Below are 23,738 nucleotides of genomic sequence, written 5' to 3'. Positions count from 1 at the left end.
TACTTACTCGGCGTCTTCGATGAGCTCTTGGGCGAGCTCGGGCGTGTACGTGAAGTCCGGCTCGAGTTCGTCGCCGCGGTAGTAGTCGGCGAGGCGGCGAACCTTCGCTTCGGTGTTCTGCAGGGCGCGCTTGTTCTGGTGGTCCTGCTGGTTCTGCTGGACGTGCTCGCGCAGGCGCACGGCGCGTTCCATCAGGTTCCAGAGGTCCTCGGGGATGTCCGCTCGCGCGTCGTTCTCCTCGAGGATCTCGGTGATCTTCTTCCCGGTCGCCAGCTTGACGTCCGGAACGGGCGTGCCGGTGACGCCTTCGTCACGCAGCTTCATCCCGATCTGACTCGGGTCGTGACCCTGCTCTGCCAGTTCGACGACCCGGTCTTCGATGTCTGCTGGGTCGACGTCGCTCCACTCCGGTGGTTCGTCTGCCGACGGCTTGTCCGAACCGGACGAGCCGCGACGGCGGGTGTGCATTCGTGCCATTGTTGAGGATAGGAATCGCACTGACCGCTCGGGATGCTGTCGAACGACAGCATCCGGCTCTCGCCGTGCACTTCCGCAATCCCAAGCCATCCCAAAGAGCGGATGGCGCAGTCGGATTTGCGGCCGTGCGCTTCCCACCCACTCTTCCCTCGTCGGGGACTAAAGGGTTTCTACATCGCCGGCACCACCGGTTCGCGTTCGGATACCGATCGCACGACACGTCCACATGCGAGCGGCCGACCCGGGAGACGCGAATCGATGTCCTGCTGGCTGATCGTCCGCCGAGATGACGGCTTGCGAGATTGTTCTGATATCTTACTTATCGTGCGTTACGTTCATACCGCGGGAGTCCGAAGCTACGGGTACGGAATGAGGCGCGAGCACTTCACGTTAGACGTCACCAATATCGACTGGGTCGAAACCGACGGCGAACCCGAAAAGCCCGCAGTATCGATCGATTTCACCGGCCCGGCGACGATGCTTCGCGAGCGCCTCACTGGTCCCGACGGCGACGTTCTCGAGGCGAACGAAACCGACACGGCCCTTCGATTGCAGGGGCCGCTCGGGGACGACACCACGGGGGTAGTGAGCGTGACCAACCGCGTCACCGGCGAGTTCATCCTCGAACTCAACGAGGACGCCGACGACGTCCTCCAGTTCATTCGAGCGGCGCGGGGCTACGGCGAGGACGCCGACGACGAGGGCCGGTACGAGGTTGCAATCACGCTCGACGGCGACCCCTTCGTCACGTACGACAAACAGACGTTTCTCGTCTACGACGACGAGGGGAGTTTGCTCCGTCAGCACAGCCTGATCCCCAGCGGCGTCGAACTGTAGACCCTCACGTTCCCACCGGTCGGGACCGACCGGCAATTATATGGATTTTACGCCCCCGTTCGAGAGTATACGCCGGCAGACGCCGGCGTCGATTCATGGCGAACGGACACCTGCCCTCGACGGTCGAGCACAGCGGACGGGAACCGCCGGCCGGGGCGACGGTTCTCGAACTCGAGGACGTCACGAAACGGTTCGGCAGCGACGCCGTTATCCGCGACCTCTCGCTGACCGTCCGCGAGGGCGAACTCCTGACGCTGCTCGGGCCGTCGGGCTGTGGCAAGACCACGACGCTCCGGCTGATCGCGGGCCTCGAGAACCCCGATTCCGGTCGAATCAGGTTACGGGGCGACCCCGTCGCGGGCGACGGTCGTTTCGTCCCGCCGGAGGAACGCGGCGTCGGCATCGTCTTTCAGGACTTCGCGCTGTTCCCGCATCTGACCGCGCGCGAGAACGTCGGTTTCGGCTTACGGAACTGGGACGACGAGCGCGAGGCCCGCGTCGACGACCTGCTCGAGCTCGTCGGGCTCGCGGACCACGGCGGGGACTACCCGGACGAACTCTCCGGCGGCCAGCAACAGCGGATCGCGCTCGCGCGGTCGCTGGCTCCGGAACCGGAGATGCTGCTCCTCGACGAACCGTTCTCGAACTTGGACGTCGACCTGCGCGTCGAAATGCGCGAGGAGGTTCGCCGGATCATCACGGACACCGGCGTCACCGCGATTTCCGTGACCCACGATCAGGAGGAGGCGCTGTCGATCTCCGATCGGGTCGCCGTCATGAACGACGGCGACATCGAACAGACCGATCCCCCTCAGCAGGTCTTCCAGCGGCCCGAATCGCGATTCGTGGCCGGATTCCTCGGCCACGCCACCTTCCTCTCGGGCGAGGTCCGTGGCGATGTCGTCGAGACTGCGCTCGGCGGCGTGCACTGCGACGACGTTCACGGGGCGGTACACCGGTACGATGGGAGCACCGTCGATCTGCTCGTCCGACCGGACGACGTGACGGCCGCTCCCGTCGGTCACAGCGATGGGTCGGCGGTCGACGGCCGCGTCGTCTCCCGGCGCTATCTCGGCCCGACCGTCCGCTACCGCGTCGAACTCGAGGGTGGCGAAACCCTCGAGTGTCTGCACAATCACGCCGATCGGATCGACCCGGACGAGCGCGTCGCCGTCCGACTCACACCCGATCACGACCTCGCGTGGTTCCCTGCGGACCACCGCGAGAAGAACCGGCGAGAAAACGTCGGGACGGACGCGGACGCTTCCGCCGGTACTGACTGATTCTCTTCCCGCCCCGCCACGATGACCGGCCCGTTCGATCGGTAGTCGTCCGTCTCTTGCCTCCCAGTTCACGTGGTGTCAGCGTTCGAAACAGTCACGTTGATACGCCGGCACGCACGAGCGACCGTATGGCTGACAGGCGGACGATCGCCACGTACTGCGGGATCGCCGGACCGATCGTTTCGGTGGGCGCGATCGTGCTCGCGACGATCGTCGCCCCGGCCGAGACGTTCACGTGGCAGGGGCGGGCCCTCTCGGATATGGGTCGCTACGGTGCGCCGACGTTCCCGCTGTTCAACGGCGGGCTGATCGCGGGCGGCCTGCTCGGACTCCCGTTCGGCTGGCGGCTGTGGATCGCGAGCCGGAACGCCCTCGAGCGCGTCGGTACAGCGCTGCTCGCGCTCACGGTCGCCGGGATGATCGGTGTCGGCGTCTTCTTTCTCGACCACACGGCCGTCTACCTCGAGACGAGCCTGCACGGCTTCGCGGCGCTTTCGGTGTTCGGCGTGGCTCCGCTCGCGGCGTGGGTCTACGGCTCCGGGGCGGTGCTTGCCGGCGACGGTCGGCTCGCCGTGGCGTCGTTCTGGCTCGGGAACGTCCACCCGATCGTCTGGCTGGGCTGGGTGCTGTCGATCGGCAGCGTCGACACCGAGACGTGGTTTGCCGTGCCGGAATTCGTCGCCGCCGTTGCCCTCGGTGGCTGGACCCTGCTGCTCGCGGTCACGCTCCGTCGTCGGGACGACGGCAAACTGGCTGCACCGAACCACTGAGAGTCCCCGGCCGGTTTTGCGACTCTCGGCCACACAACGCTTAAATCGAAACCGTCCCTATACGGGGATATGCATAAAGACGAACTCCTCGAGCTCCACGAAGAACTCGTCGTCATCATGGAGTACTTCTCGGAGCGCGAGGAGGTCGACGAAACGCTGTTCGACCCTTACCGTCAGCTCGACGTCGATCCCTCGCACGTCCACAAGTCGAAGAGCGAACACAAACACGCCGTGTTCGTCCTCGGAAACGCGCTGGCGAGTGCGATGAGCGAAGACGAGTTCTCGAGCGCCGGCCGGATCGGCAAGCGTATGAAGGAACTCGCCGAGGACGCAGAGTCAAAAATATAGACGGATTCTAGGCGAAACGTATTTAGTGTGGTTCTCGCTTGTTGAACTATGGACCCGCGCACGCAAGAGCGCGTCGAGGAGTGGGACTCCCGCCAGTTCAGCGGCGGTTTCGATGGCCTCTCCGATCTCGCTGACGCTGATTTCTCGGGTGCCGTCTCGGCGGTCGGCACGTGGCTCTTTATGCTCAACGGCCGAATAATCGGGGTCGTCGACGGCGATATCGAGGACTTCGAGACCGCTTCCGGGACACGCTACGAGGCTCCCCATCCGTCGCTGCCGCTACTCTGTGCAATGGAGGAACGCGGCGGCGAAACACGGGCGAAATACTACACGAACGAGACGCCGCTCCGGGAGGTCGACAACACCCTCCAGAGCGGCTCGTTTACCGGCTATATCGAGCTGAGCGAGAACGTGCTCAGCGGCGATTACTACGCCGTCTACTACGGCGGCCGCCGGATGGCCGCCGCCTACATCGGCAACGCCGGGCGACTGCTCACCGGCGACGAGGCGTTCGACCGCGCGGCCGACGAGGTCGGTATCTACGAAGTGACCGATGTCGAGATCGAGGTCACCGACGTGCCGGGGACGACCGGCCCCGACACCGGTGACGGCTCCACATCCGCGGACGGGAGCCCCAATGGAGTCGACTCGCGGTCGGAACCGGCCCCCGCCGACGATCCGGGTGCGCCCGACCGGGACGGCTCGAGCGCCGACCCGGCCCCCGATTCGACCGGCTCGTCGATCGAACCGATCAACGTCTCGAGCACCGAGTCGGCCGGTGCCGGCGCGGCCGATTCCGATCCAATCGAGGACGTTACCGTCGACGATCCGTCGTCATTGGCGTCGGATATCGATCTGACGGGCGATCCGTCGGGGATTACCGCGACCGACGAAACGCCAACGGAGCCGGAGACGACATCGGCCGGAATCACCGACACGGAGCCGGCTGCGACCGATCTCGATCCGACCACCGATCCCGACCCCAGTCCCGAATCGGACCCGTCCGATGACGGAAGCGAACCCCGAGAACAGGGTTCCACCGAACGGTCGACGGACGACAGTCCGGCCGCAGCCGAACGCGGAGACGCGGCCGACTCGAGGACCGACGAGTCCCCCGTCGACGACTCGCCGGTCGGCGAACCCGCCGGAGCCGATGCCGTCCCGACAACCGGTGACGAAAGCGCCTCGTCGTCCCCCGCCGACGAGGCCCTCGAGGCCGACCCGGACGACGCGGCGGCCGTCTCCGATACCGAACCGACGGCGACCTCGAGTCCCGACCTCGCGGAGGTCGAGGCGGCGGCCGAGGAGCTAGAACGGAACGATATCTCCTGGGTCGACGAGGACGGGGACGAGGAAGACGCGGGCGATGACGGGGATGGCGGAGACGATTCTCCGGACCAGTCGGCTGCCGACGACGCCACCGCGACGGCCGACGATGCGAGGCCGGACGCGGACGAAGACGAGGGCGACCTCGAGGAGCAGTTCGAACGCGAGGAAGCGTGGCGCGAAACGCGGCGCATTCCCTCGATCGATCCGGACAACAGCGAGTCCGACGAATCGACGGCCTCGAGCGGCGGCCGACCCGGCGGACAGGGGAGTCGATCGGCGGCGGCCTCGACAGCGGCGGACGCGGGGACGGAACCCGCAACCGCTGCTCCATCGGACGGAGCACAGTCCGATTCGAAGACCGCGGCGTCGACGACCGCTGCCGGGCAGTCGTCCGAGACGCGCGAGCAGCGATCGCAGACGCGATCGCGCCAACAGGAGTCACAGGAATCGGGACGGGCCCAGACGGCCGAATCGGTGACCGAACGGAGCCGAGACGCGAGCGAGGATCGGGAACGGATCGCGGCGCTCACCGAGAAACTCGAGACCCTGCAGGAACAACGCGACGCGCTCGTGGAGAAAGCCGAAGAACTCGAGGCCGAACGCGACCGGCTGCGGTCGGAGAACGACGAACTGTCCTCGACGGTCGATCGACTCCAGTCCCGGATCGAGGAACTCGAGACGGAACTGGAACGCGAGCGAGCGCGCACGCAAGATACCGGGGACGCGGAGTCCGACGGGGTCGGTGGCGGCACCCAACTCACGGCCCAGCAGGCGCTTTCGGGGACGAATCTCTTCGTCCGATACGCCTCGAAGAGCCAGCCGACGCTCGAGAAAGCCCACGACGGCGCCGCCGACCGCAACGATGTCGCGGCGAACCTGCAACTCGAGCACCACACGCAGTTCGACTCGGCCGACGCCGTCGTCGACGGCGACCCGTTCGCGGACTTCCTCGCGTCGTCGATGGAGTACCGATTCGTCGATTGGCTCACCGAGATGCTCCTCTACGAGATCCGCGACACCGGCAACGCGGACGGACTTGGCGACCTCTACGACGCCATTCCGCGGATCGACCGGGCCGAACTCGACGCCACCATCTCGCTCGAGGACGACGACACCGAGGACGTTCCCGATCAGGTCACGTTCGACGTCGTCGCGTTCGATAAGATGGGGAACCCGTTGGTCCTGGTCACCCTCAACGATTCGCGGGAGCCGGCATCGACGGAACTACTCGAGGGTCTCGAGGAAGCCGCCTCCGCGGTGAAGGCGAACTATCCCGATCTGGCGGCGGCGATCGCCGTCACCTCGAGTTACTTCGAGCCCGGCGCGCTCGAGGTGGCCGAGCAGGCGACCAGCGGCGGCTTCCTCAGCCGCGGCTCGAAACTCAGTTATGTCAACCTCTCCCGGAAGGAGGGGTATCACCTCTGTCTGGTCGAGTCCCGTTCCGAAGGGTTCCACATGAACGTGCCGGAGCTGTAGGCCGTCGCGCTCGCGATTCTATTCCTCACTCTGTGCGACGGTGTGTCGTCGATACGCACCGCGACTGCCGACCCGTTCGGCTAGCACACGTCGCGATCGGAATCGAGGAGCAGTTGCTCGACAGCGAGCGGAACGGTTGCGAGACGCACGAGCGAGGCGCTATCGCGGCGGGAAAACGGCGATGAGAAGTTCGGCATGTTCGCGTCGCGCCGGCTGCCGGTCGCGGGGACGACAATCCGAACTGGGCGAGAGACTACCCTTCGATCTCTGCGACGTCTTCGATCTTCATTCCCTCGAGCTTGTCGACGATGTCGTCGATCTTGCCGTCGAGTTCGTCGACGAACTCGGCGGTGCGCTCGGTCTTGATCGCTCCCTGGCTCGAGGGTTCGATTAGGTTCTCTTCCTCGAGGACCCGAAGCGAGTAGCGGACCTTGTGGTGGGGGTAGCCGGTCTCGTTGGACATTTTGACGATCCCGATCGGTTCGTTCTCGATGACCATCTTCAGGACCTGGAGATGACGTTCCAGCATATCGACTTCCTTCTCAAGTCTATCTATCATGGCATTTGTTAACTTGTCTTTGGGCCTTTTAAAAGTTACTCTCGGCGACTGAAAGGTCCACTCTCAACCGAATGATCGGTCCTGTCAGTAGTTAACGTTTCCGATCCCGGTGGTCATAGGGTCTCGCTCCCTCTCTCGAAACCCCGGGTGTCAGTGGCTGCACGACCATGCGGCCACGCGATTTGATGGGGCCCACGCGATTGGATGGAACGGGTCGACGAGGACGGCATCCGTCGATCGCCCGGCGACTCGCGACTGGAAACCGACGGTCGTCGTGGCTCCGTGTTTCGGTCGTTAGCCCTGCCGGTATATATACTGATAGTTCTCCCGTCGCCCGCTCGTGTCGAGATTCGCCCGACCGATCGCGGCGAATCGGATCCCCGAGTACGGCCGGCAGCTATCCGGAGACGACGATTCGGCCGCGTTTCTCGGCGCGCTCGGTCAGTGTCAGCCACCCGTATACCGAAATCTGTTTATCGGCCCGGCAAGAATCCGCCGCTGTTATGACCGTCACTATCGTCGGGTCGCAACTCGGCGACGAAGGCAAGGGTGGGGTCGTCGACCTCTACGGCGACGCCGCCGACGTCGTGGCCCGCTATCAGGGCGGCGACAACGCTGGACATACCGTCGTCCACGACGGTACGAAGTACAAACTGTCGCTGGTGCCGTCGGGAGCCGTCCGCGGCAAGGTCGGCGTCCTCGGCAACGGCTGCGTCGTCAACCCCGAGACACTGTTCGACGAGATCGATACCCTCCGCGAACGCGGCCTCGAGCCCGACGTTCGCGTCGCCGAGCGCGCACACGTTATTCTCCCCTATCACCGCGCGCTCGACGGCATCGAGGAGGAAGAGAAGGAAGACCTCGCCGCCGGGACGACCAAGCGCGGCATCGGACCGACCTACGAGGACAAGGCCGGCCGCCGCGGCGTCCGAGTGGGCGACTTACTCGACCCCGATACGCTCCGCGAACGGCTCGAGTACGTCGTGCCCCAGAAGAAGGCCCTCGCCGAGGAGGTCTTCGACAAGGAGACCGGCGAGGCGTTCGACATCGATCACCTCTACGAAACCTACCGCGAGTACGGCGAACGCCTCGCCGAGGAGGACATGACCGTCGACTGCGGGACCTTCCTGCAGGACCGGATCGACGCCGGCGACAACGTCATGCTCGAGGGCGCACAGGGTACCTCGCTCGACATCGACCACGGGGTTTACCCCTACGTCACCTCCTCGAACCCGACTGCCGGCGGCGCGACCGTCGGCACCGGCCTCGGCCCGACCGTCATCGGCGACGGCGAGGTCATCGGCATCGTCAAGGCCTACCTCTCCCGTGTCGGAACCGGCCCACTGCCGACCGAACTCGGCGGCGTCGAGGACCAGACGCCCGACTACGACGCCGAACAGGGCAGCGCCGACGACGAGGAGGAACTCGCGACCTACATCCGCGACGAGGGCGGGGAGTACGGCACCGTCACCGGTCGCCCGCGCCGCGTCGGCTGGCTCGACATGCCCATGCTGCGCCACGCGGCCCGCGCGAACGGCTTTACGGGTCTCGCGGTCAACCACATCGACGTGCTCGCCGGGCTCGACACGGTCAAAGTCGGCCACAGCTACGAGTTCGACGGCGAGGAAATCTTCACGATGCCCCCGACGACCGAGCAGTGGGGGCGCTGTGAGGCCACGTTCAAATCGTTCGACGGCTGGCCCGCGGTCGACTGGGCCGCGGTCGCCGAGGACGGCTACGAGGCCATCCCGGAGAACGCGAAGGTCTACCTCGACTACATCGCCGAGGAACTCGACGCGCCGATCTACGCGGTCGGCGTCGGCCCCGGCCGCGAGGAGACCGTCATCGTCGAGAACCCCTACGAGTAGAACGCGCCGCGTCGGCCGCGCTTCGCTCGCGGCGTTCCCGAAACCTTTTGCTGGAGGCGGCAAGCCTACGTAGTATGAAGGAGTCGTTGCTGGAGATTCTCTGCTGTCCGCTCGACAAACACGACCTGGAACTCGAGGACGCCGAGTACGACGGCGAGGAAGTCGTCGGCGGCGACCTCGTCTGCACCGAATGCGGCGAGGCCTACCCGATCGAAGACGGGATTCCGAACCTGCTGCCGCCGGACATGCGCGAGGAGACGCCGGCCTGAGGCCACCCGACTATGTCCGGGACCGAGGTCACCGTCCACGTCAATCGCAGGGCCGCCGATGAACTCGAGGCGGCGAGCGACGCGCTCGAGACCAGCGAGTCGTTCGCGCTCCTGTTACAGGGCCACGAGACGCCCGCACACGTCCACTGTCGCCTCGGCGGTGACCTCGAACGGATCGCATCGCTCGGTGAAACGAACTACTACGTCGAACCCGACGGCGTCACCGCCGTCCCAGTTACCGTCACCGCGGACGCGATCGACCGGCCCGTCGACGGCCGCCTCGAGGTGCTAACCGGCTACGGGTCCGAATCGGTCTCGATCGCCGTCACCGTCACCCCCGGGCCGCCGGGCGTCGACATCGACGACTCGCTCGCCGAACCCGCGCGCTCGGAGCCCGAACCGACGGCGCTCGAGCGGGTCGTCGATCAGTTCGCCGCCGTGAGCGGCATCGAGCCGGCGACGCTCGTGGTCCTCGCGCTCGGACTGGTCGCGGTCGGGATCGCGGCGCTGACGGCGGCGACGATCGGCGGCCCGGTCGCAACGGTCGGGACGGGAATCGTCATCGTCGGCGTTCTCGTGGCGTTGTTTCTGTTGGTTCAGTAGCGTAGTGCGGCCAGCGTCGCGTGGTGCTCACGTGACATCGACGACCGTTCGATAGCGCCGCCCGTCGTACCGGCTCGGGGTTTCGAACGACGTTTCGTGGTCGACCTGCGGATCGTGCCCGACGTGGCGGGCGATCAGCTGGATTACCATCCGGAACGCCATCGTGATCCCCTCGCGACCGGGCAGCGAGTCCCAGTTGACGTTCGCTTCGCTGTACGTTCCCGTTCGGGCCGCTTCGTCGACGATCTTCGCCTGACTGCTGGCCAGTCCCGCGGTGTCGAAATCGAGCGGTCGCTCGTCGGGCTCGTCGAGCGCGTCCGAGAAGGTAAGCGTGTAGGTGTAGCCCGTTTCCTCGTCGCCGAGGCTCGAGCAGCCGGCGATCGCCGGCAGCGACGGCGCCACTGCTGTGGTCACGAGGAAGTCGCGACGGTTCACGATCGGAGTGTGCGACCGCCGGGATACCAAGATTGTGGCCGTCGACGGGTCGGCTGGAAAGGACAAGCGGGGGCAGCCGGCCGTCAATCGTCGACCTGCGTCGCCTCGAGGTTCCCCTCGTCGTCGAACCGCTTGGATCGCAGGTACCGCGCCCGATAGCGGTTCGCGCCGTCGTTGACGTCCGCCTCGCGGATCTCGTCGGTGCGGCCATCGGCGACGGCGTCGATCAGGTCCTCGAGCTGGTTCAGTTCGCTGGTAGTCAACTCGAGTTCGTAGGTCCGTTCCTCCTCGGACTCGAGGATGGCCCACTTGCGGGCCGCGGCGATCACGAGCGAGCAGGGCTCGCGACAGGGGAAGGGACCGTCGCCGCCGTCGGCGTCGAGGTCGTCGCCTTCCTCGTACTGCCACTCGCGGCGGCGCAGACACTGGGAGTCGACACAGCAGGCCTCGGCCATCCACTCGACGGCCTCGCGCGGGAGCTCGTCGATCACGTCGTAGATCCCCGTCTGTCGCTCGGCGGTCTCGAGCCAGTGGTCGATATCGAGGTTGCCCCGCAGTTCGCGGTGCCAGTTGGCGACCGTCGCGGGATAGAAGAACTCGACCGTCTCGACGAGGTCCGCGCCCGAGAGGCCGGTAAAGGCCCAGCCACCGGGCAGCGTCGGCGCGGTCTTCAGCGGTCGGTAGCGGCCGTCCTCGTCGTAGGTTGCGAGTTCCCGCGCCTCCCGCGGGTCGTCGTAGACCTCGAGATCCGTGATATCGCTGCCGGCGTCGTCGACGTGCCACAGGTCGTAGACGCGCTCGCCGTCGGGGTCGTCGACGTCGACGAACCGGGCCGTGATCGATAGCTGGCCCCACTCGCGGTCGATGCCGTCACGGAGCGCGCGGTACCGTTCGGGGACTGCGAGCGGTTCGGGAGCGTCGCCGTCGCTCCACGGCCCGGTCGTCGCGTCGGCGTCCGCGGCGTCGGCGAGCGGCGCTCGCTCGCACCAGCGGAGGAACGCGCGCCGGGCGGTTCCCTCGCCATCGACCGTCTCCTGCCAGTAGCGCCAGTTCGTGACGTACTCCTCGATCGATTCCAGCGCGCGCCGGCAGTCGGCCTCGTCGAGGCCGGTCCACTCGTTCGCCGGCGTCTCGAGGGTGTACTCCCCGTCCGTTTCCGTAACGTGCAGGCCGTCGAACGCGACGCCCGCGGACGCGCGTTCGAGCAGCGTCTCGAGGGCGTCCGTCGATACCGTCATCAGTCACCCGCGCCCGCTCCCGCGTTCGGTTCGGGGCCGGACTCGGCCCCGCTCTCCGCGACCGACGCGGCGAGTTCGCGGACCGCCTCGCGGGCGTCGCCGATGTCGGCCCCGGCGTCGGCCGCTCGCTCGAGGAGGACATCGGCCATCAGATCCTCGGTGCCGACCGCGCCCGTGTACCAGATTTGGTAGCCGTCGACCTCGCTCGGCACGTCCCAACCGAGGCGGTAGTCCTCGGTCAGCCCCATGTCCTCGGGGATGTCCTCTTGAGTGTGGTAGCCGTCGGCGATAAAGAGCGGGACGACGACGATGTCCTCGCTCTCGAAGTACTCAGTGACATCGTCGACCTCCGGCTCTTCGTCCATGAACAGCGCCTTCACCTCGTCGAAGCGGTCGCGCTCGGCGATGCGGTCGCTGTGGTACTCGATGGCCTTCGCGGAGTTCTCGTTCCGGTCGGTGCCGTGGCCGACGACCGAGAGGGCGACCCCCTCGCCGACGTCCGGATCGCCCGTCGCGGTCTCGGCCCGCTGGACGATCACGTCCGTCATGGCGTCGTGGGTGCCGACCGGCCCGCAGTAGTGGATCGTCTTCCCGACGTCCTCGGCCTCGAGGGTCGCCTGTGAGGCGCTCGTTCCGTCGGAGTCCCACTGCTCGGGGTCCCAGTCGTCGAGGCGCAGTTCCCGCGGGATGACCTGCTCGGTGAAGTAGCCCTCGCTGATAAACAGCGGGACGACGAACACCTCGTCGGACTCGAGGGTGCGGATCACCTCGCGGAAGTGCGGTTCCTCCTTCCAGAACGCCTCGCGGACCTCGTCGAACGCGCCCGTCTCGCGGATCGTGTCCGCGTGGGCGTAGGTCGGATCCGAGGCGTCCGGATTCAGGTGCGATCCGTGTGCCGCGATGACCAGCGCTTGCATGCCCGCGGCTTAGGATGGCGACGGTATATGGACTTCGCTGTCGGCCCTCGTCGCCGGCTCCGATGACGGCGCGTTCGACTGGTTCACCCCGCAAAAGACGGGTCTCGGAGACGAGTCACGACGGCACCGAAACGTCGGCCCGCGCCGCGCAGTGCTCGTCCTGCGCTCGCAACTCCGCGACCGCGGTGTAGTCGCCCGGGTCGGGATCGGACCACTCCGCCTCGTAGGTCGTCGCCTCGCCCGGCGCGAGGGCGTCCGAACTGAGCACCTGCGCGAACATGCGCCCCTCGGTGAACCGCCATATTTCGTCGCCGTCGTCCTCGAGCACGAACTCCGCCTTGCACGCGTCCGAGAACTGGAGATCGACCGGCTCGTCGCCCGAATTGGTGACGGTGAACACGAACATCACGGCGTCTCTGGTGCCGTCCGCCGCCGTCTCGAGCGAACCCTCGAGGCTCATGGGCCGGGCTTCGTGGCGGTCGCGGATAGGTCTTTTCTGCGACCGGCGGCGGGCGGTCGATCCGAGCGGGACCGCCACGACCGGAGAGCGCTACGTCTATTTGCGCCCGGTTCCAATCCGAACGCGTGCAACTGGTCGGGTATCAGCCGAGCGGGCGGGGATCGGCGCTGCTGGTCAGCGACGACAGCGGCGAGGTCGAACACCGCCCGCTCGAGGCCGGCGACGACCTCGCCTACTCGCTCGGGGAGCGCCACTGCGCCGGCACCATCGACGACGAGGGCGAACACGTCGCTTGCGACCGGCCGTCGACGCCCTACTGCGACTACCACACGAGCACGTGGGTCTGTGCGCGCTGTACGGGGACCTGCCTGAAAGACGAGATGGACTGCCACGAGGAGCACGCGGTCTACATCGCCGCGTTCGCCCCCGACACGTTCAAAGTCGGCGTCACGAAGCGGTGGCGGCTCGAGACCCGACTGCGCGAGCAGGGGGCCGATCGCGGGGCCCACGTTCATACGGTCTCGAACGGAAAAATCGCCCGCGAACTCGAGGCCGAGATCGCGACTCGACTTCCCGACCGCGTTCGAACCGGCACGAAGGTCGCCGCGCTCGCGGCCGCGGTCGACGAGGCCGGCTGGGAGGCCGCCCTCAAAGAATTCGACGTCATCGACACTCTCGAGTTCGACTACGGACTCGGCCTCGAGTCCCGCCCGGTGCGCGAGACCATCGCCTCGGGAACCGTCGTCGGCGTCAGGGGTCGACTGCTAATCCTCGAAAACGGCGGCACGACCTACGCCGTCGACATGCGCGACCTCGTCGGCTACGACCTCGAGGTCGGTCAGGCGGATCGCGACCTCCAGTCGTCGCTGGGATCGTTCGGGTGAGCGCGGTCGCGTTTTCCCGTCTGCGCTGCGGTCAGCCGGACACGTACTCGAGTTTCGTATCCCCGGTCGCACCCCAGTCCTCTCGTTTCCCCTCGTCGACGCTGTACTCGATACTGTAGGGCGTTTCCCGACGCCAGTCGTCCGCGGCGAGGTGCGCCCGGACCTCCCGCGTGGCAGCGTCGTAGCGAGCGCCGCGGTGGAAATAGTCGTACTCGAGGTCGATGACGTCTAAGTGCGCGTGTACCGCGGCGCGGTCCGCGTCAACTTCCCAGACGTGGACGTGGTTCCATTCGTCACCCAGCCGCGGCCGGCGAACCGAGACGTCCGAGGCGACGAATTCCTCGCCGTCGCTGTCCCACGCTCCGGCCTCCGAATCCGGAAAGACCCGTGTCCAGCGCGGGTTCTCGAGGCCGGTGAACTCGTCTTCGATCGCGGCGAGCGCCGCACGCTCGCCGGGGACGGTGACGTGCATATTGATCGGCATCGTGACCGCCCAGCCGTCGCCGTCGGGCTGGTAGACACATCGGGGAAAGTCACTCTCGCGGTCCGCCTCGGGGACCGACGACGGATCCGCCGCTCCGGTGACGACGCTCGCTCCGCCCGTGGACGCCAGCGCAGTTCCGATGCCGGCGATCGCTTCTCGTCTCGTTGCCCGCGTCATCGCCCGGCAGATCGTCGGTCCGATGGCGTTCGGTCGGGTCGTCGGTGCGTGCGTCTGACCATGCTGACTCAGTCTGTGCCGATTCGGCGACGCCCGTTACAACCGTTCGGCCTTCGCACTCGTGGTGGGTCGATCACGAACACTGATCTCCCCTCTCTCGAGTACGTCTCGCGGGGATTACGGCCCGATCCCCTCGACGGGGACCTCCGTCTCACAGTTCGGACACGATGCGTGCTCGTCCGATCCGGTGTACGTCCACGTCTTGCCACAGTCGTGGCAGGTCAGTTCGACCGACTCCGACGACTCCTCGGCGTCGGTTTTCAGCCCTCGAAGCCGGGAGACGGTGGTCGCGAGATTGTCGATAGCGGTCTCGTCGACCGGAACCTGGTACCGGTGCTCGTCCGCGTCGGCCGTCTCGTCACCTCGACTCGAGACGAGCCAGTAGTCCGCCGGGTCGCTATCGGTCGCGTCGACGATCGCGTACGGTCCCTCGCTGACGATCGGCTCTCGATTGGAGCGGTCGGTCATATGGCGGCTACCAGCTCAGGTCGGGTCGGTTTTGTGCAAGCATTGATCGCCGCGCGGGCACCGGAGAGCGACGGTCACCGCCGACATCGAAAACATGGCAACCCTTTTCCCTCACGCAACGGAATCCGATGGTATGACGGACGAAAACGAATCACCCGACGGAGACGCAGGCGACGACAGCGAGGAGAAATCCTTCCGCGAGCGGGTCGAGGAGATCCGCGAGAAGCGAGCCGAGGAAGGCGAGGGCGAGGGTGAGGCCCCCGAGAGCCCGTTCGGCGGCGGTGGCGGCCCCGGCGGCATGGGCGGTGGCGGCAACCCGTTCGCACAGATGATGGGCGGCATGATGGGCGGCGGCCCCGGCGGCCCCGGTCCGGGCGGCCCGGGTGCCGGCCCCGGCGCTGGCGGACAGGACGAGAGCAACGAGGAACTCGTCCGCGAAGTCCGACAGATGCGCGACGAAATGCGCGACCAGACCCGCGCGCTGAAGCGCATCGCCGACGCGCTCGAGGACCAGTAACCCGCTTTCGTCCCGCTTTTGCCGGTTGCGATACTCGCGTAGCGGTAAGTGTCTCGGTAACTGCAGCGAGGACGGGAAATCAACTGCGACTATCGGCCGTCTCCGACCGACGGCTCACTGTCTGGTTCGAAGCCGCCCTTGGTCGTCATACCGGAAGCCGGCGTCTTCGAACGCGATCTTTACTGCCTCGACATCGACCTCCCCGTCCGTTCCCAGAAACGGCATTTCGGGATCTCTGTCGTCCCATTCGAGACTCTCGGGAACCCAGTCGCCGGTAACGGGGGTCGCGATGGGACGAGCGTGGCCGTGGAATACGTCGTCGCACAGCCACTCCTTGTCGACGAGCTGTGCGATGATCTGCCGGAATCGGGGGTTGCTAAACGGCGCTTTACGCGTGTTGAATCCGAGGAAGTAAAACGACCACGACGGCGACTCGAGTAACGCCACGCTGTCGGATTCGTCGACGCCGTCGATCGTGTGGGCGTCGAGCGGGAGGCTCGTTACGTCGGCCCCGTCCTCCTGGACGGCTTCCGCCACCGTCGTGCTGCCCGGATGAATCGTGATCGGACAGTCGCCGACCGTCAGTTCCGGGAGGTCAACGCCGAGTCTGCGTGTGAAGTGGTCGTCGAAGCGCTCGAGTGTCAACTGGCCGCCCTCGGTCCGGCTTTCGAACTGGAAGGGGCCGCTTCCGATCGGCGGGACGTTGTCCGTGACCACCGCCTCAGTGGTGCCTTGCGCGACGCTGGGGCCGCCCGGTCCCGGCGTCTCGGTCGCGTACTCGTGCCAGATGTGTTCGGGGAGTATCGGGACGAGAAGCGCGCGTTCACCGACCGCTTGCGTCGTTTCGATCGGGAGTTCGACGTGGTGGTCGGTACGGATCGAGATCGACTCGACATCGACGGCGTCGACCTGCCCCCGATACATGGGAGCGGGCGATGGCGCATCGCGATCGTCGAGCGACGTATCCTGCAGGAATCGATACGTAAAGGCGACATCTTTGGCGGTTACCGGTTTGCCGTCGTGGAACTCGCACTCGTCTCGGAGTCGGACATCGATCGTTCCGTCGTCCCACTCCCACGACTCCGCGAGCCACGGTTGGATCTCGCCGTCACCGTTCTGCGTCGCCACCGAGTCGTACAGCAGGTCCATGATCATCCCGCGGCGACGATAGTCGGCTGCGATCGGATTGAGGTTCTCCGTCGGTCTGGCGTCGGTGTGGCCGACCCGAAGCGTATCGACGCCCACGGACGGCTCGAGGCCGAGATAGCCGTGGCGCGTCGCGAGGTGGCCCTCGCTCCAGCCGTCGAACCGATCGGTCCTGACGACCCGGTGTTCCTCGGGGAGACAGATCGGAACGAACGGCTGTTGGGTCGCGATTTCCTCGAGAACCGCTGTGATGGCCTCGCGACGCGCCTCGCCCTCGGCGTTGCGTTGCTCCTCGAGGAGTTCGTCGATATCCAAGTTGGTGAATCCGAAGGGGTTCTGCCAGCCGGATTCGTCGGCGTACCGCGAGTACAGCGCCTCGTAGAGGAAGTCGGGATCGGTCTCGCCCGGGTGACGACCGATGCAGATATCGAACTCGTGGTCGTACAGTACCGTCCGACGGAAGTCGATCTCGGATCGGATGTCGAGGGAAACGTCGATCCCGACGGCCTGGAAGTTCTCCTCGAGGCGACGGGCGATCTGGACGTTCTGCCTGTCCGAATCGGCCGGAATCGTCGTGATCGCTACGGAGAGCTGGTCGATATTATCCGGCATGACGATATCCCGGAGCCGGAGACAGCCGCTACTCGAGACCGTCAGCCCGGCCGTCGCTGCCAGCATCGCTCGCCGACTGCAGGTACCGCTGTCACCGCCGGGGTTGTCTCGGTTCGGGGCGGCCGATCTCCCGTTCATTTCGCTCGTTTCTCATAGTTGAAGAGCCACGATATAACAGTATTGTGCTCTTCCGACGCACAGAAACGCAGCCGATCGCCGTGCTGAACGGTGATTTGCCGTCCACGGTAGCTGCCAGCGACTGCGACCGATCGACAGGCGATCACTCGTCTCGGTCCAGCCACGGTAACCGATCCTCGATCTGGGGGAACCGGTCACCGAGTTCCTCGGACAGCGACCAGCGCCCGACGAGGCGATCCGAGAGGACGACACAGAGGGCCGCGAGAAGCAGCCCGCCCGCCACGTCGATCCCCCAATGGATCCCGAGGAACATGGTCGAAATCGCGACGCTGGCTGCCAGCACGACCGCGACTGGGAACCACTTCGGAAACGACGAGCGAGTCATCGCCGCGAACGTCGCAACGGTCGCCGAGAGCGAGGTGTGAAGCGACGGGAAGACGTTGGTGTTGCTGTTGACTTCGCGAGTGAGGTACTTGTACTGCGGATTGGTATCGTACAGCATCGTTTCCGCGACTTCCGCCGGCATCAGGTTCCGGGGTCCGTACGCGATGACGAAGATGTACAGGACGAGGCCGATCGCGTAGTTGAGTGCATACGCCGTCAACAGCCGCCGAAACGTCCGCGTATCCGAAAGCGTAAAGTAGGCTATGATCGGGAAGATCAACAGGAACGTATAGCCGTAGACGTAGATCGCCGAGAAGTACGCTGTCGTCTCGGGGTTTGCGATGGACTGGAAGAGCAGGATGAACTCCCCTTCGATATTATAAAAGCTCGAGGTGAGATGGAGCCCGATCTCCCGGGAGAGCCGCGGCGCTCGTTGTCTGGCGATCCGATTGATCAGCAACACCACGAGCAAGACGGCGATGGCCGGGGCGGCGGTCCTGAGTCGCGTTCGCCACTCCGATCGTGTCCGTACGAGGCGCTCACGACCGATGAAGATGGCTATCGATATCGGTAACAGGATACCGATGACGATGACGAGCTGTGTCAGCACCTCGGCGAGCATCGCTCCTAGTTGCCTCCAAGCAGCCGTCCGTTATCATCGTGTCGGAACCCGGCTCGCTCGAACGCCAGTTTCGCAACTTCGACGTTGAGGCTGCCGTTAGAGCCGGCAAACGGCGTTACTGGATCCTCTCCGTCCCACTCGAGGGCGTCCGGTACCCACTCGCCGGTCAGCGGTGTCGCGACGGGCGTCGCGTTCCCGTAGAACACCTCCTCGGTGATCCCCTTCTTATCGAGTAACTGGGTAATCGCTCTGCGGAAGTGGGGGTTGCTAAAGGGTTCGTTGCGGACGTTAAAGCCGATGTGATAGAACATCCGCGATTGCGTTTCCAGTCGTTCGACGCTCGAGGAGTCGGGGATCGCACCGAGCGAGTACGCGTCGAGCGTCGACGCCGTCACATCGGCACCACCGTCGGCGACCCGGCCGATAGCGGACGGACTGCCGGGATCGACCTCGAACAGGAGTTCCGAGACGGTCGGCTCGGACAGGTCGGCGATCGGGTCGGCGAGATCGATGTCCTCCCGGAGCGTAAAGTGCTCCTCGAATCGCTGCAGTGTGAGGTGTTCGTCTTCGCTCCGACTGTCGAACTGGAACGGACCGCTGCCGACGGGTGGGATATTGGTCATCGTGACCATGGCCCACTGTCCCTGCGTCGGGTCGAACGAATCGTCGTCTGCGCGCCGGTTGACCCGTTCGCTCCAGACGTGTTTCGGCAGGATTGGGACGGTAAGCGCCCGTTCGGCGGCCGCTCGACCGCCCGTGACGGTCATCGTCAGCTGATACTCGTCGTCACCGACGGCGATCTCGTCGATCGTATCGGCGTGGCTCCGGTACCGCGGTGCTGGCGACGGCATCTGAGACAGCGTCCACGACGTGTCCGTTATGAACCGGTAGGTGAATGCGACGTCCTCGGCGGTCACCGGCTCGCCGTCGTGGAACTGACAGTCCTCCCGGAGCGTCACCGTCGCAGTCAGCGACGGCTCGTCCCTGTCCTCGTCACCGTTCGATTCCGATTCGGCTGCCGGCTCGGACCACTCCACCGACTCGGCGAGCCACGGATAGAGGGAGCCGTCGTGCTCGGTCAGCAGCGAGTCGTAGAGCAGATCGATGATCGTATCGCGCTCCCGAAACACCGCCGAGATCGGATTGAGGTTCCGCGTCATGCGGCTGTCGGTCACGAGCGCGTGCAACTGATCGGTGTCGTCGGTCGGCTCGAGTCCCAGATAGCCGTGTCGGGACGCGAGCACATCCTGTCGCTCGCTCCAGCCATCGAACCGATCGTTGCTGGCGACGCGAATCTCGTCGGGGAGACAGATCGGCTCGAAGGGCTTTTCCTGTGCCAGTCCCGTCAGGAGCGACTGGACGTGTCGCTTCCGTTCGTCGCCGTCGGCTCGGCGCTGGTTCTCGAGGAGGGTATCGAAGTATATGGCACTGTACCCGAAGGGGTTCTGCCAACCGGATTCGTCGGCGTACCGCGAGTACAGCGCCTCGTAGAGGAAGTCCGGGTCGTAATCGGCGGGGTGGAGGCCGACGTAGATGTCGAAGTCGTGATTGATCAGCACCGACTCCAACAGCTCCGACCGCGACCGCATGTCCAGTGACACGTCGATGCCGACCTTCTCGAGGTTTCGCTCGAGCCGTCGGGCGATTTGGATGTTTTGCCTGTCCGCGTCGGCCGGAACCGTGGTGATGGACAGCGAGACTTGGTCGTCTCCGTTCTGATCGACGACGCTTCGGACGCGATTGATACAGCCGCCGGTCGTGACAGCAGCACCGGTCGCTCCGGCGGCGAGGAAGGAACGTCTGCTAACGCCGTCGTCGGACGGCGTGGGGGGCCAATTCATAACGTTGTGTAACACCTCATTTCAGTTAATATATAACAATATTGCGTACTACAACCCAATACGGGGTACCATAAAGAATCTTTTCACTCGATAGCACATTCGCCTCAACTGTCGACTGGTGTGATAATAGCTGACAAGTCCCTCGAGAGGCGTCGGCGAATTCGCCTCGACGGAGCGCAACATCAATAGGCCGACCGACGAAAAGCAGGGTATGGACGTCGCCGCCGAGCGGATCGACCGCCTACACGACCTCGCTCGAGCGGCGGCAGCGGACGGCGACGACGATCGCGCCCGGTACTACGTTCGTCTCGCGCGACGGGTCGCGGAGCGAAATCGACTGACGCTTCCCCGGGAGTTTCGACGGTTCACGTGCGATCGGTGCGACGCGTACCTTCGGCCGGGCGCGAACGCTCGCGTCAGATTGCGGGACGGCCACGTCGTGATCACCTGTGACTGCGGCGCGCACGCCAGATATCCCTACGAGTGATGATGCCGGTTTCCCCGCGGCGACGACAGTATTCGCTCCGCTGTGCGCTGCTACCGAATCGAGAAGATTGAAGCGCCTCGATTCGCTATTCAGGCCATGGATAAACAGGACCTTCGGCAGCGAGCACACGATCTCGACGTCACCGTCTGGGTCGGCAAGAGCGGTATCGACTCGGTCGTCGACGAACTCGACGACCAACTCTCCGACCGAGACCTCGTGAAGGTGAAATTCCTGCGTGCCGCCCGTGCGGGCAGTTCGACCGAGGAGAAGGCGGCCGATCTCGCCGAGACCGTCAGTGCGGACCTGATCGAGACGCGCGGGCACACGGCGGTGCTGCATCGATGAGTGCCGCCCTTGGTTCGACACTGCTGCAGAGTGGGGACCTGGGGCCGATCGGAGAGGCACTCGAGAGCACGAACCTCTTCGGGTCGTCGCTCGCCGCGAGCGCGGAGGGCGCGATCCGGTTCGTCCTCGCCTTCGTCGCGATCTGGGTCGTCGGTCGCTTCGTCGTACTCCCGCTCGTCGAGCGCGCGTTCGACAGGCGCGGCCTCGATGAACACGCCCAGAACCCGCTCCTGATGCTCACGAGATTCGGGGTCGCGTTCTTCGCGGTCGCGGTCGCGTTCGGCTTCGCCGGCTTCGGAAACTTCCTCGTCTCGATGGCCGGTATCGCGGCGGCCGGCGCGCTCGCGATCGGGCTCGCGATGCAGGACGTGATCTCGAACTTCGTGGCGGGCGTCTTCATCTACACCGACAAACCGTTTCGTATCGGTGACTGGATCGAGTGGGACAACGGCGACTACGCCGGCGTCGTCGAGGACATCAGTCTCCGCGTGACGCGCGTGCGGACGTTCGATAACGAACTGCTGACGGTGCCGAACTCGGCGCTCACTGACGGCGTGCTCAAGAACCCAGTCGACGCCGACAAGCTCCGACTGAAGTTCGTCTTCGGAATCGGCTACGACGACGACATCGAGCGGGCGACCGAGATCATCGTCGACGAGGCCGAGCGCCACCCCGACATCATGGACGACCCCGCTCCCTCGGTGCGACTGACGGAACTGGGCGACTCCGATGTCGGGCTCCAGTCCAGATTCTGGATCGCGAACCCGTCTCGAGCCGATTTCGTCCGAACGCGCGGGGAGTACGTCACCGCAGTCAAGGGCCGGTTCGACGATGAAGGGATCGACATCCCCTACCCGGTCCGAACGCTCGAGGGCGGGCTTAACCTCGAGAGCGGCGACGGCCAGAGCGTCGTGCAGCCCGCAGAATAAGGATCACCACTCCTCGATAGTGGTGTTTTCCGGCGGCCCGAACGCCAACCGTTCGTCCTCAAGGCCGACGGCGAACGCGATCGACTCGTACTCCATAAATCCAATCCCTCGAGCAACCAGCGGACGGCCGAGAGGACGACTCGAACGACAGTGAGGGTCGTCCGATCCGGGGGATGGCAGGCTATTGACCGATAGAACCGCGAGCGACCGCAGGGAGCGAGCGGGCCGATGACCGATGTGGAGTGAACGTAGTGAACGGAACGGAGGGAAGAGTGCTTTTGATCGAAATTTTACCGAAGGCGCGGCGAAGGCGCGCCTACAGAGTAAAATTTCGTGCCGTATGAATGCGGACGACCGCGATTGCCCGGCGTTCCGACCGGGGGAATCTCGGTTGCCTTCTCCACCCCGCGACCCGTCGAGCGACAGGTGTCCGGCGGTCCACTGCTCGCTTCCGCGCCTGATGGGCTGTCGCCGACTAACCGCGATGGGTCGTCCCTGCGGACGGCCATCACGGACCGCTGTCCCCGACGGACGAGGCTTCTCTGTTGGCTCCCGAGGCCCCGGTCGGTCTGACCGGACGCCTGCGGTGTTCGGTCCCCGCTGATGACCATAGCGCGGGTAACGAGCAGGGCCAAACTGCCCGACCTAGTCCATCCCATCATAGGCGACTGGTCCTTAAGGGCCTTTCGCCTCCGGAATCGCCCGACGGAATAGGGGAGACGAACACCCACTCGAGTACCGGCGAGGAGCGCGAGATCGCCGACACAGGGAACGGAACAGCTCCATCGATTCCCGACGGGGAGGCAATTCATCGGCTGGAGCCGGGGGTCGATTCATCGCCGGTGTCGATGCTGGGATTCGGGTGTGCCGACTCAGAGAGCGGTTAGCTCTCGAGCGGGATTTCCTTCCCGTGGGCGGTCGACTCGGCGGTCGGCAGCCGGACCTCGAGCACGCCGTTGGTGTAGTCCGCGCTGATCTCCTCATCGTCGACCGTCTTGGGGAAGCGGAACCGACGGTGGTAGGTCTTCTTCCGACCGCGGCCCTCGTCCGCATGTTCGGCGGCGACGTTCAGGACGCCGTCGTCCCACGCCAGTTGGATCTCGTCGGTTTCGAAGCCCGGCATGTCGATCGTGAGGACGAACTCATCGTCCTCCTCGTACAGTTCGTAGTCGTTACCGCCGGTGTCTCCGAACAGTTGGGACGGCAGGTCGAGGCCTTGCATCCATGTGCTCGGTGGGCTCGCTCGCACCATGGCTGATCACCTCGAGTTCAGTAGATGATTGTCCACGGTTCGTAATAAATTTGACGAATCACGAGGTATAGTACCACACTATCTCGCTCGAGCGAGGGGAGGAAAAGGCCCATTAGTTACCCGACACATCGTTCGAGTATGGGACTCGGCAGCACTGCGAAGAAGATTCAGAGCCTCTCGGATCGGGCCGAAGCGATGTATAAGCAGGTACAGAAACTCCAGCAGCGGATCACCGGACTGGAAGAGGAGATGGACGAAACCCACGAGACGGTCACGCGGATGGACCACCAGCTCACCGAGCAGCGCGCACTGCTGCTTGCGATGGCCGAGGAACAGGGGATCGACGGCGAGGAAATCCTCGCGGAGGCGGCGATCGACGAAGCCGAACTCGAGGGCGAGGGCGACGCCGAAAGCGCCGACGAGTCGGCGACCGGCGAGGACGGTGCGGCCGACGCGACCGCCGGCGAGACGACTGCAGAATAACGCCGCGTGGGCTGCGATCGCGTCCGCGTTCGATCTCCCT

26 protein-coding genes and 1 other RNA gene are annotated in these 23,738 nt (G+C 65.3%); 14 read left to right on the top strand and 13 right to left on the bottom strand.

Annotation, left to right across the window (positions count from 1 at the left end):
- Nucleotides 1-3: 3 nt before the first annotated feature.
- Nucleotides 4-477, bottom strand: a complete 474-nt coding sequence (locus FEJ81_RS12750; RefSeq protein ID WP_138245644.1) for a 30S ribosomal protein S15 — start codon at nt 475-477, stop codon at nt 4-6.
- 369 nt (nt 478-846) lie between these two features.
- Here FEJ81_RS12750 and FEJ81_RS12745 point away from each other — a divergent pair, with 369 nt between their 5' ends.
- The 5 genes from FEJ81_RS12745 (at nt 847) to FEJ81_RS12725 (ending at nt 6,520) form a co-directional block, all read left to right on the top strand.
- Nucleotides 847-1,314 carry a DUF5793 family protein gene (locus FEJ81_RS12745; RefSeq protein ID WP_138245643.1) on the top strand — a complete coding sequence of 156 codons (468 nt, stop codon included), beginning with the start codon at nt 847-849 and terminating at the stop codon, nt 1,312-1,314.
- 95 nt (nt 1,315-1,409) lie between these two features.
- Nucleotides 1,410-2,597, top strand: coding sequence for an ABC transporter ATP-binding protein (locus tag FEJ81_RS12740; RefSeq protein ID WP_138245642.1), 1,188 nt, complete (start codon nt 1,410-1,412; stop codon nt 2,595-2,597).
- Nucleotides 2,598-2,725: 128 nt separating this feature from the next.
- Nucleotides 2,726-3,367: a DUF998 domain-containing protein gene (locus FEJ81_RS12735; protein ID WP_138245641.1), complete on the top strand. Its 642-nt coding sequence runs from the start codon at nt 2,726-2,728 to the stop codon at nt 3,365-3,367.
- A 69-nt stretch (nt 3,368-3,436) separates the two neighbouring features.
- Nucleotides 3,437-3,715: a UPF0058 family protein gene (locus tag FEJ81_RS12730; RefSeq protein WP_006181940.1), complete on the top strand. Its 279-nt coding sequence runs from the start codon at nt 3,437-3,439 to the stop codon at nt 3,713-3,715.
- A 48-nt stretch (nt 3,716-3,763) separates the two neighbouring features.
- Nucleotides 3,764-6,520, top strand: a complete 2,757-nt coding sequence (locus FEJ81_RS12725; RefSeq protein WP_138245640.1) for a DUF7527 domain-containing protein — start codon at nt 3,764-3,766, stop codon at nt 6,518-6,520.
- A 253-nt stretch (nt 6,521-6,773) separates the two neighbouring features.
- Here the strand turns inward: FEJ81_RS12725 and FEJ81_RS12720 are convergent, their stop codons facing one another.
- Complete coding sequence (locus FEJ81_RS12720; RefSeq protein WP_006181938.1) at nt 6,774-7,079, bottom strand: hypothetical protein; 306 nt, start codon at nt 7,077-7,079, stop codon at nt 6,774-6,776.
- A gap of 503 nt (nt 7,080-7,582) precedes the next feature.
- Here FEJ81_RS12720 and FEJ81_RS12715 point away from each other — a divergent pair.
- The 3 genes from FEJ81_RS12715 (at nt 7,583) to FEJ81_RS12705 (ending at nt 9,819) form a co-directional block, all read left to right on the top strand.
- Entirely contained in the window at nt 7,583-8,947 is a 1,365-nt protein-coding gene (locus FEJ81_RS12715; RefSeq protein ID WP_138245639.1) for an adenylosuccinate synthase, read from the top strand.
- 74 nt (nt 8,948-9,021) lie between these two features.
- Complete coding sequence (locus tag FEJ81_RS12710) at nt 9,022-9,216, top strand: methytransferase partner Trm112 (RefSeq protein WP_006186475.1); 195 nt, start codon at nt 9,022-9,024, stop codon at nt 9,214-9,216.
- 12 nt (nt 9,217-9,228) lie between these two features.
- Nucleotides 9,229-9,819 carry a DUF7524 family protein gene (locus tag FEJ81_RS12705; protein ID WP_138245638.1) on the top strand — a complete coding sequence of 197 codons (591 nt, stop codon included), beginning with the start codon at nt 9,229-9,231 and terminating at the stop codon, nt 9,817-9,819.
- A gap of 27 nt (nt 9,820-9,846) precedes the next feature.
- On the opposite strand, the gene FEJ81_RS12700 is transcribed toward FEJ81_RS12705, so the two are convergent.
- From FEJ81_RS12700 to FEJ81_RS12685, 4 genes are all read right to left on the bottom strand, one after another.
- Nucleotides 9,847-10,254 (bottom strand): hypothetical protein, encoded by a 408-nt coding sequence (locus FEJ81_RS12700; RefSeq protein WP_138245637.1) that lies wholly within the window; start codon nt 10,252-10,254, stop codon nt 9,847-9,849.
- An 83-nt stretch (nt 10,255-10,337) separates the two neighbouring features.
- Nucleotides 10,338-11,492: a DR2241 family protein gene (locus FEJ81_RS12695; RefSeq protein WP_138245636.1), complete on the bottom strand. Its 1,155-nt coding sequence runs from the start codon at nt 11,490-11,492 to the stop codon at nt 10,338-10,340.
- Complete coding sequence (locus FEJ81_RS12690; RefSeq protein WP_138245635.1) at nt 11,492-12,409, bottom strand: CbiX/SirB N-terminal domain-containing protein; 918 nt, start codon at nt 12,407-12,409, stop codon at nt 11,492-11,494. Before FEJ81_RS12690 ends, FEJ81_RS12695 begins: the two co-directional genes overlap by 1 nt.
- Before the next feature lie 115 nt (nt 12,410-12,524).
- A complete protein-coding gene (locus FEJ81_RS12685) occupies nt 12,525-12,869 on the bottom strand; it encodes a BsuPI-related putative proteinase inhibitor (RefSeq protein WP_138245634.1) in 345 nt (114 codons plus the stop codon).
- A 125-nt stretch (nt 12,870-12,994) separates the two neighbouring features.
- On the opposite strand from FEJ81_RS12685, the gene FEJ81_RS12680 reads away from it, so the two are divergent.
- Nucleotides 12,995-13,753: a DUF2797 domain-containing protein gene (locus FEJ81_RS12680; protein WP_138245633.1), complete on the top strand. Its 759-nt coding sequence runs from the start codon at nt 12,995-12,997 to the stop codon at nt 13,751-13,753.
- Between the two features lie 31 nt (nt 13,754-13,784).
- On the opposite strand, the gene FEJ81_RS12675 is transcribed toward FEJ81_RS12680, so the two are convergent.
- Nucleotides 13,785-14,414, bottom strand: a complete 630-nt coding sequence (locus tag FEJ81_RS12675; protein ID WP_138245632.1) for a hypothetical protein — start codon at nt 14,412-14,414, stop codon at nt 13,785-13,787.
- A gap of 177 nt (nt 14,415-14,591) precedes the next feature.
- Entirely contained in the window at nt 14,592-14,942 is a 351-nt protein-coding gene (locus FEJ81_RS12670) for a hypothetical protein (RefSeq protein WP_138245631.1), read from the bottom strand.
- A 133-nt stretch (nt 14,943-15,075) separates the two neighbouring features.
- Between FEJ81_RS12670 and FEJ81_RS12665 the strand changes: the two genes are divergently transcribed.
- Nucleotides 15,076-15,459, top strand: coding sequence for a hypothetical protein (locus FEJ81_RS12665; RefSeq protein WP_138245630.1), 384 nt, complete (start codon nt 15,076-15,078; stop codon nt 15,457-15,459).
- A gap of 114 nt (nt 15,460-15,573) precedes the next feature.
- On the opposite strand, the gene FEJ81_RS12660 is transcribed toward FEJ81_RS12665, so the two are convergent.
- The 3 genes from FEJ81_RS12660 to FEJ81_RS12650 all read right to left on the bottom strand — a co-directional run bounded on the left by FEJ81_RS12660 (nt 15,574) and on the right by FEJ81_RS12650 (nt 20,202).
- Nucleotides 15,574-17,283, bottom strand: coding sequence for an ABC transporter substrate-binding protein (locus FEJ81_RS12660; protein ID WP_138246784.1), 1,710 nt, complete (start codon nt 17,281-17,283; stop codon nt 15,574-15,576).
- A gap of 214 nt (nt 17,284-17,497) precedes the next feature.
- Nucleotides 17,498-18,361, bottom strand: a complete 864-nt coding sequence (locus FEJ81_RS12655) for a phosphatase PAP2 family protein (RefSeq protein WP_138245629.1) — start codon at nt 18,359-18,361, stop codon at nt 17,498-17,500.
- A 5-nt stretch (nt 18,362-18,366) separates the two neighbouring features.
- Complete coding sequence (locus tag FEJ81_RS12650; RefSeq protein ID WP_138245628.1) at nt 18,367-20,202, bottom strand: ABC transporter substrate-binding protein; 1,836 nt, start codon at nt 20,200-20,202, stop codon at nt 18,367-18,369.
- Between the two features lie 211 nt (nt 20,203-20,413).
- On the opposite strand from FEJ81_RS12650, the gene FEJ81_RS12645 reads away from it, so the two are divergent.
- The 3 genes from FEJ81_RS12645 to FEJ81_RS12635 all read left to right on the top strand — a co-directional run bounded on the left by FEJ81_RS12645 (nt 20,414) and on the right by FEJ81_RS12635 (nt 21,963).
- Nucleotides 20,414-20,689 carry a ribonuclease P protein component 4 gene (locus FEJ81_RS12645; RefSeq protein ID WP_138245627.1) on the top strand — a complete coding sequence of 92 codons (276 nt, stop codon included), beginning with the start codon at nt 20,414-20,416 and terminating at the stop codon, nt 20,687-20,689.
- A 96-nt stretch (nt 20,690-20,785) separates the two neighbouring features.
- Nucleotides 20,786-21,034: a YhbY family RNA-binding protein gene (locus FEJ81_RS12640; RefSeq protein WP_138245626.1), complete on the top strand. Its 249-nt coding sequence runs from the start codon at nt 20,786-20,788 to the stop codon at nt 21,032-21,034.
- A complete protein-coding gene (locus FEJ81_RS12635; RefSeq protein WP_138245625.1) occupies nt 21,031-21,963 on the top strand; it encodes a mechanosensitive ion channel family protein in 933 nt (310 codons plus the stop codon). Before FEJ81_RS12640 ends, FEJ81_RS12635 begins: the two co-directional genes overlap by 4 nt.
- A gap of 344 nt (nt 21,964-22,307) precedes the next feature.
- Here the strand turns inward: FEJ81_RS12635 and ffs are convergent.
- Nucleotides 22,308-22,619, bottom strand: an RNA gene (gene ffs / locus FEJ81_RS12625) — signal recognition particle sRNA.
- A 227-nt stretch (nt 22,620-22,846) separates the two neighbouring features.
- A complete protein-coding gene (locus FEJ81_RS12620) occupies nt 22,847-23,215 on the bottom strand; it encodes an Hsp20/alpha crystallin family protein (protein ID WP_138245624.1) in 369 nt (122 codons plus the stop codon).
- A 138-nt stretch (nt 23,216-23,353) separates the two neighbouring features.
- Between FEJ81_RS12620 and FEJ81_RS12615 the strand changes: the two genes are divergently transcribed.
- Nucleotides 23,354-23,698 (top strand): DUF5798 family protein, encoded by a 345-nt coding sequence (locus FEJ81_RS12615; protein WP_138245623.1) that lies wholly within the window; start codon nt 23,354-23,356, stop codon nt 23,696-23,698.
- The last annotated feature ends 40 nt before the right edge of the window (nt 23,699-23,738 follow it).

This window comes from Natrinema versiforme (assembly GCF_005576615.1).
Taxonomy (GTDB): Archaea; Halobacteriota; Halobacteria; order Halobacteriales; family Natrialbaceae; genus Natrinema; species Natrinema versiforme_A.
This window is presented reverse-complemented; position numbering and strand designations above follow the sequence as displayed.